Source organism: Streptomyces sp. NPDC097617 (assembly GCF_044761485.1).
In the GTDB taxonomy this organism is placed as follows: domain Bacteria; phylum Actinomycetota; class Actinomycetes; order Streptomycetales; family Streptomycetaceae; genus Streptomyces.
In genome coordinates, this window is the sequence record NZ_JBIWCL010000004.1 from 462804 (window position 1) to 470909 (window position 8106).

Here is an 8106-nt window from a genome sequence, read left to right on the forward strand (position 1 = left end):
CGCCGCTTCGGCGGCCTGTGCAGGTGCGGTATGTCTCCCAAGGATACCGAATGGGGACTCGTCACCGAGATGGTGCGAGACCACATCTTCAATACCGGCGAACCACGACCCAAGCTGGTCGGGCACGGATTCTCACCCGAGTTCGTGAGCAGAATCCCATTCAATTACGTGAGCAGCGACAATTCGATCGCCCTGGTCGAGGCGGTGCGGAACAGTGGCATCGAAAACCAACTCCTGCTGCTCAGCATGCTCGCGGTGGAGGACTCGCTGACCTCCCTACCGGTCGGAAATGAAGCCATGCGCCTCAAGCGCGAGCTGGAGGAGGCAGTGAGGCTGCACATTTCGCCCCAGGACTTCTTCCTCAGCAGCGTGATCAGCGATGGCGCTGACATGTTCATCGACCGGGCGGACTTCAGGAAGCGGCTACGCGAGTTCTTCGAGAATCCCGACAAGACCGTTCTGGTGGTGGACGGAGAGCCGGACAGCGGGCGCTCCTACAGCTACAAACTGATCCGGCACATAGGCGAGCACTGCAATTTCCGCCCGGTGCGGGTGACGCTGAACCGGACCTCGACCGCCGAGCAGGTCGTCCAGCGGCTCACCGAGTCCGTCGCGGACCCGAACCCGGCTGCACCGGCTCTCTCGGACACGGCCCTCTCGCCGTTGAACTCGACACAATTGAACGATCCACTACCTGAGATCGATGCGGCGGTGCACCGCGTCGTCAGGCAGGCCACGACGGCGTGCAGGCCGTACTGGCTGGTGCTGGACGACTGCGACAAGCTCGACGTCAATTCAGATGTCTGGGACTGCATCGGAAAGCTGGCCCTGACCATCTACAACCAGAGGCCGGAGCCGCCGGACGTACCGCCCCGGCTGGTACTGCTCGGGTACTCGCCGACGATGCGCCAGCTCCCGTACGAGATACGCAAGAACGAGGTCCGGGACACCGCCCGGATGTTCGGCCCCGAAGATCTGCGGGAGTTCTTCCGGCAGTTCTTCACGGAGTCCTCGAAGCTACCGGACACGAAGCGGATCTCCAGCCTCGTGGAGACGACCGTCCCCGCCGTCCTCCAGGCGGGTGAGGTCTCCGGGCCGGACAGCTACATGCGCAGGGTCTGCACGGCGGCGGCGGAGTCGGTCCGCCTCTACGGTGGGCTCGCACCCGGCGAGGACTTCGGCGCGTGCCTGAGCGAGCGGCTGCTCGCCGCGGTGGCTGTCCCCGGCCCCGCAGACCTGTCCGACCTGCACAAGGCCTACCGCGAAGCGGCGTCCCTGCTGAGCCGGTTCGCCCCGGCGCGGCTGAAGCTGCCCGGCGAGAACAAGCCCTCCGGGGCGGCCGGCGTGGAGCTGCTGCGGGACTGCCGGGCCGTCGGCAAGCGCAACACCTTCACCTGGGCGCTCAAGCCGGGGGCTCGCGACACGGCGCTGCGCGGCTTCGCCGGTCCGGCAGCGGCCCGCCTCGCCCTGCTGGCCAACCTGGAGCAGTTCCCTCCCGGCCCGGGCCCGGAACACATCGCGTTGGCCTACCTCGACGGCACGCCCCCGGACCTCGTGCACCAGAACCTGGACGACCTGCCGCACACGCTGCAGGCAGTGTTGTGGCTCGCGCAGATCCCGGGCATCACCGGCATCCCCCCGAGTGGAGAGGTGCAGCAGCTACTGGACCGGGCGCGGCTGATGCAGCCCATCGAACGACTCGCACGCAGCTCCTTCCCTGGGCGCGCCCAGGAACTCTCCCGGCTGCGCGCCTACATCGGACTGCCCACGCCGTTGCAGGACGAGTTCACCCGGGCGGTCGGCAGTGGCACGAAGCGGCCGGTGCTGGTCCACGGGCTGAGCGGCATGGGCAAGAGCACTCTGCTCACGACGTTCCTCCGGGACAGCCTGCGCGACTTCCCGACCCCGTTCCCCTTCGCCTACGTCGACTTCGCACGGCCCACCCTCTCCGTCCACGAACCGGCCACCCTGATCGCGGAGATGGCTCGGCAGCTCCGCGTCCAGTTCCCGGACCACCACGCCGATTTCGACGCCCTGGCGCGTGCGTGCGAGGAGACCGTGGGCCTCCACCGGGCCGAAGAGGAAACGGTCGATGAGCTCTACGAACTCGCCACCACCCGGGCGACGATGGCGCGACTCTCCCAGTCGGGCGTGCACGCCCTGTCCGCCGCGCGCGAGGGCATGCTGGCGGCCCAGCTCGCGACGCTCGTCGTCCAGGCGGTGGGCGTACCCGCGGCGCAACAGCCACCCCTCGTGCTCGTGATCGACTCCTTCGAGGAGGCCCAGTACCGCGGCTCCCCGGAGCTCGGCCGCATGTGGGGTATCTGGTCGGCACTCCAGAAGGTGCACCCGCGGCTGCGGACCGTCGTCGCCGGGCGGCTGCTGAAGCAGCATCCGGCCCGGCTGGTGGAGCCCCTGACCATCGAACTGACCGACCTCGACCCGGAAGCCGCCACGGCCCTGCTGGCCTCCTGCGGGGTGACCGACGAACGGCTCGCCGAGAAGCTCGCCGACCGCGTGGGCGGGAATCCCTTGAGTCTGAGACTGGCGGCGCGGGCAGTCGGCCAGGAGGGCGACCGGGCCGAGTCGCTGAGCGAACTGATCGAGAGCCTGCCCCGGCGTCGCCGGCACTTCTTCCACAGGGTCGACCAGATGCTCGTCCAGGGGATCCTGTACGAGCGGATCCTGAGCCGCATCGGGGAGGAGGACGTGCGCGCCCTGGCGCAGGCCGGAATGGCGCTGCGGACCATCACCCCCGGACTGATCCGGGAAGTCCTCGCCGAGCCGTGCGGACTGACGGTGGACTCCGACCCGGAGGCGGAGCGCCTCTTCGGGCTGTACTCCCGGCTCTACCAGGTGGAATCCGCAGGACCGGGGAGCGTGCGGCATCGGGCCGATCTGCGGGCCATCATGCTGCGGCTGGCCGACCGCGCCCGTCCGGACGTGATGCGGGCGGTCGGGCAGCGGGCCGTCGCGTACTACGCGGCACGCCAAGGTCTGGAGCCGCGGGCGGAGGAGATCTACCACCGGCTGCGGTTGAACGAGAACCCGCGCGAGGTGGAGCTGCGCTGGCTGCCCGGTGTCGAGCGGTTCCTCGTCGGGGCCGACCAGGACATGGCGGGACGGTCCGCCGCGTACCTCGCCGGGCGCGTCGGCGGCCACACCCCCGACGAGGTGATGGCGAGGGCGGACCAGGAGGACTGGGAGCGCATCGCCGCCCGCGAGGTGGAGGACCTGCTGTCGCAGGGGTACACCGACGCGGCCACGGCCCGGCTCGAGGAGCGGCGCCCGTGGACCTCGGGCAGCCCGTTGCACCCGCTGTGGGTCGAGACCCTGGACCGGCTGGGCCGTCGTACCGAAGCCCGGGCAGCCGCCGACGCGGCCGTGGCCCGCGCCGAGGAGGACGGCTTCCCCGGACTGCAGCTGGAGCTGCTGCTCCTCTCGGCGCGGCTGGCCGAGGCGGACGGCGACCTCACCGAGGCCTTCGACGACCTCGCCGAGGCCGAGGAGACCGCCACGGGCCTGGGCAAGGACTTCGAGGCGCTGGGCGCCCTGCTGACCCGTGCACAGCTGGCGTCGGGCGCCGAGGAACACGATCAGGAGGTCGAGAGCAGGCTCGCCGAACGACTGTGGCGGCTGCCCGACGCGGAGCTCGTGCGGCAGCCCGCCCTGGTGCGTGCCGCGGTCGCCGAGGTCTCACGCGACCACCCGGGGATCCTGGAGCACGCGTTGGACGTCCTGGGCCTGCCCGAGACCGAGGACGGGGTCCTGGACGTACTCGGCGAAGCGATCGCCCGTGTGGTGGCCGTGCGGCCCGAGCTGCGGGCCTCGCTGTGCCGCCTGCTGCAGGACTCCGCCGGCCCGCCCGACCGGAGGCCGGCCGGGGCCACCCACCAGGGAGTGCAGGGCATGCTGCGCAGGGCGCGCCGGCTCGGGACGCTCGACCTGCTCGCCAGGCGCCTCCTGTCTCTCGACGACCGGAGCGGCGAGCTCGTCGCGGGCGTGGCGGCAGTGATGGGCGCCGGTGCCGTCGCCCCCGGCCGGGACGTACCGACAGGCCCGCGGCCGGTCGCGTCGGAGCCGGGCGAGGCGAACCCCTCAGCAGAGGGCACAGCCGAAGGGAACGGCCACAGAGCGGCCTGATCGACCATGAGCGACGCGTATCTCTCCCAGGACGACGTCGTCCTGCTGCGGGACACAGCGGTGGAGACAGAACTCTCGGACCCGGCACGGCGGAATCTGCTGTTCGCGGGCATCCTCCCGAAGTACCGCGGCTCGCTGCCGGTCCTCGCCGCGCCCGGCCAGCAGATCCACTCGGACCTCAACGAGATGAACCGGGTGGAGCGGCTGATCGACGGCACCGTGCCGCTGGCCATCTGGCTCCGGAACGCCGCCGACCAGCTCACCGACGCCGCCGCCCGCGACGTGGTCCTCAAGGCACTGGACCGAGTGGCGCGCGACGCGGCCGGCGAGCCCGACGTGGCACTCGACGTCCCCACCGGGGAGACCAAGGAAGAGATCGTCTTCCAGGACGACACGGTGCCCTTCGGCTTCCTGAGCGGCGGAGCGCTGGCGGGGTCCTCGGTCGCCCGTATCAAGGTGCTGCCGTACCAGGGAGGGGCCCTGCTCCAGCCGGTGGCGCTGCCCCACAACGGCACGGGCTGGCTCATCACCGGCGACCTGCTCGTCACCAATCACCACGTGGTCAACGCCCGCAAGCGCACCGACGGCCAGCAGCAGGTGGTGGACCCGGTGGACCTGCAGCTCCAGGCCCAGGGATCACGCTCCCGGTTCGACTACCTGAGCGAGGACGACGCGGACGTCGAGGAGGAGCGGGCGAGCGAACTCGTGGCCTGGGACGAAGAGCTCGACTTTGCCGTGCTGCGCCTGACCGGCGCGCCGGTCAGGCCCTTCCTTCGCGTCGCCACCGCTCCGCTGGCCGTGGCCAAGGACATGCCGGTGGCGCTCAACATCATTCAGCACCCGGGTGGGGATCCGAAGCGAATCGCGCTGCGCAACAACCTCGCCTTCGAAGCCGACGACCGCGACGTGCGCTACTTCACCGACACCCGGGGCGGCTCCTCCGGCTCGCCGGTGCTGACCGACGACTGGACGGTGGTTGCCCTGCACCGAGGCACGCGCCGCGTATCGGACGTCAGTTTTCAGGGCAAGAGCACGGCGTTCGTGAACGTCGGAACTCAACTGAGCGCCATCATGCGGCACCTGCGGGAGCACAGCCCGCACATCCACGACGAGATCGCTGCGGCCCAGTCACGCTGACGCCACGGCCACGACCACGGGAGGTTTGAGATGCGCGCTGGATCACCGGTGGCGACCGGGCCCGAGCAGGTCTTCCAGGAGGACCTGCTGGAGGTGGCCGCACGCGTGCGCAAGGGGCTGGACGCGGAGATCCTCGAGTCCGCCGAGGACCTTCCGGGCGAGGAGGAGGCGTCCGCGCAGATCGGCCGCGCCGCCCGGGAGGAGCGGGCGAGGGTGCTGGAGGCCGGGGTGCGCGGGCTGGAGAAGCTTGCCGCGGGCCGCACCGGCGATGTCGACGAGGACGAGTACTTCGGGGTGGAGGCGATCGTCCTGCTCGAAGGCCGCCCGGCGATCCTGGTCCAGGGCCAGGACTTCGTCTCGCAGCCGGGCGACTGGGCCCTGCTGGACGGACAGCGGCCGGGCATCCGAAAGTCGATCGAGCGGGTCGGCCGGGTGGAGGTCTCCGGGCACGCGGAACTGGACTGGCTGGGCACGGGCTTCCTGGTCTCGCCGTTCGCCGTGATGACCAACCGCCACGTCGCTGCCGAGTTCAGCCGGGCGGACGGCGACGGCGGGTTCACCTTCCGCCAGGGCATGGGCGCGCGCATCGATACCGCTGAGGAACTCGGCGCGGCCGCCACCGACGGATCGTTCGAGTTCGAGGTCACCGAGATCATCGGCATCCACCGGGACGTCGACATGGCACTGCTCAGAGTGTCCCCGCGGGCCGGCGGCGGCGGGCCGCTGCCGGCGCCGCTGCCGGTCGCGGCCGACGCTCCGCCGGACCTGCCGGGCCGGCCCGTGTACGTGGTCGGCTATCCCGCGGCGGACGGCCGCCGCAACGAGCCGGAGGCCATGAGACGCATCTTCATGGACATCTACAACGTGAAGCGGCTCCAGCCGGGCACGGCGACGGCGCTGGTCCCGGACGGGCCCGGGTTCACGATGACGCACGACTGCTCCACGCTCGGCGGCAACAGCGGATCCCCGGTCTTCGACCTGGCCGACCACCGGGTGCTCGGCCTGCACTTCGGCGGCCGGTTCAGGTCGGGCAACTTCGCCGTGCCGCTGTTCCGGCTGACGGACGACCCATTGCTGAAGCGTGCGGAAGTCAACTGGGTGTAGGGCGTCTCGATTCCGACCCGCCCGCCACGGCCGGGCCTGCGGAGCCTGTACCGAAAGGCCCGGCCAGAGGCCCCTCCGGGCCCCCAGTCGCATCATCGCTACGCCGGCTCAACCGTTGGTTCCACTATTCAGGAGGTGCCCCATGAGCAGGACCTCACGACTCAACTGCATCATCCCCCCGTACCTTCTCAAGAAGCTCCTGGAGAGCGAGGACAGTGAGGTGCGCCAAGCCGCCTTGGACACCATGCTGACCACTGCCCGCCTGCGGGGTGAGCGAGCGGTCCGGGCGTCCTTCACCGGTGCGGCCGCCCCCGGCAACGGTCGGCGTACAGTCTTCGACTGCGAGCAGGGGAGTTCCCTCCCCGTCGCCGTCCTGTCCAGGCCGGAAGACGGACCGGAGTCCGTGGACGAGTCCGTCAACCGGGCGTTCGACGGACTCGGTCTGACGCGCGATTTCTACAGGGAAGTGTTCCAGCGCAATTCGATCGACGGCCGGGGGATGCGCGCCTGGACGGGTACGTTCACTTCGGCACGAAGTTCAACAACGCGTTCTGGGACGGGCGGCAGATGGTCTTCGGTGACGGAGACGGAAAGCAGTTCGCCAACCTCACCGGATCCCTCGACGTGATCGCCCACGAGTTGACGCACGGAGTAACCGAGCACACCTCGGGATTCGAGTACCACAATCAGTCCGGGGCCCTGAACGAGTCGATCTCGGATGTCTTCGGGTCGCTGGTCAAGCAGTGGTCGCTCAAGCAGTCGGCCGAAGAGGCGGACTGGCTGATCGGGGCTGATGTGTGGACCCCGAGAATCGATGCCGACGCCCTGCGATCGATGAAGGCTCCGGGTCACGCGTACAACAATGCGCTGTTCGGCAGGGACCCCCAGCCCGACCGTATGAGCAAGTTCATTCACCTGCCCGACAGCGAGGAAGGCGATAACGGCGGAGTGCACGTCAACTCCGGCATTCCGAACAAGGCGTTCTTCTTGGCGGCTGTGGGCATCGGCGGATTTGCATGGGAGGCTGCCGGGCTCATCTGGTACGAATCGCTCAAAGTATCCGACGTCGAGGCCCAGTTCCAGGATTTCGCCCACACCACGTTCCAGAAGGCCGGGGAACTGTTCGGCGTCGGAAGCGCAGAACAGTCGGCCGTGCTGGCGGCGTGGCAGGAGGTGGAAGTCCCCATCCGAGGCGTCCCGACCGGACTCGTCCGGGCACGGAGCGTCGCGTCCAACGGGCACGGTGGTGCGGGCCGGCAGGACGACCTGGCAGCCCTGACCAGGCAAATCGGGGAACTGAACGCCAAAATGACAAGGCTGGCCAAGGATGTGGAGGCGCTGACCGGCAATGGCTCCGGTCTGTCGCGCCCGCGGCCCTGACATTTCCCGTACGGCGTCCACCCGCTGCAGAAGACGCCGTGGACGAGACCGCGGTCGTGCGTCATGACACTCTGGCCCGCTGGGTGACCACGATGCAGGCGAGGACGATGACGGCGGTGACGGGGGCGGCGGGGGCGAGGAGCTCACCGAGCAGGAGCACGGCCCGACCGCGCTCCTATGACGACTGCTGTCCGCGTGATGCCGGCTGCGGCGTCCGGTCGGCCCTGCGGGGTCGGGGTGCTTCCGCTGCTAGACCCGTACTTCGCGGGTGACCGTTTCAGATCTGTGGCCAGCGGGTTTGTGTGATGTCGGTGTCGAGGAGGTCGAGGAGGTGGAGTTGGA

Annotated in this window: 3 protein-coding genes and 1 pseudogene; all 4 read left to right on the top strand. The window is 69.7% G+C overall.

Annotated features, from left to right (window positions below; all coding sequences use genetic code 11):
* The first annotated feature begins 168 nt into the window (after positions 1 to 168).
* The 4 genes and pseudogenes from ACIQZO_RS10970 (at position 169) to ACIQZO_RS10985 (ending at position 7764) form a co-directional block, all read left to right on the top strand.
* Entirely contained in the window at positions 169 to 4143 is a 3975-nt protein-coding gene (locus ACIQZO_RS10970; protein ID WP_403623334.1) for an AAA family ATPase, read from the top strand.
* Between the two features lie 6 nt (positions 4144 to 4149).
* Positions 4150 to 5280 (top strand): trypsin-like peptidase domain-containing protein, encoded by a 1131-nt coding sequence (locus ACIQZO_RS10975; RefSeq protein WP_403623337.1) that lies wholly within the window; start codon positions 4150 to 4152, stop codon positions 5278 to 5280.
* A 30-nt stretch (positions 5281 to 5310) separates the two neighbouring features.
* Entirely contained in the window at positions 5311 to 6384 is a 1074-nt protein-coding gene (locus ACIQZO_RS10980) for a trypsin-like serine peptidase (RefSeq protein ID WP_403623340.1), read from the top strand.
* Between the two features lie 142 nt (positions 6385 to 6526).
* A pseudogene (locus ACIQZO_RS10985) lies at positions 6527 to 7764 on the top strand (M4 family metallopeptidase).
* Positions 7765 to 8106: the final 342 nt, after the last annotated feature.

Excerpts from the sequence above, each read along its gene's own strand:
- ACIQZO_RS10975 (WP_403623337.1), top strand. The coding sequence starts at position 4,150 with ATGAGCGACGCGTATCTCTCCCAGGACGACGTCGTCCTGCTGCGGGAC.
- ACIQZO_RS10980 (WP_403623340.1), top strand. The coding sequence starts at position 5,311 with ATGCGCGCTGGATCACCGGTGGCGACCGGGCCCGAGCAGGTCTTCCAG.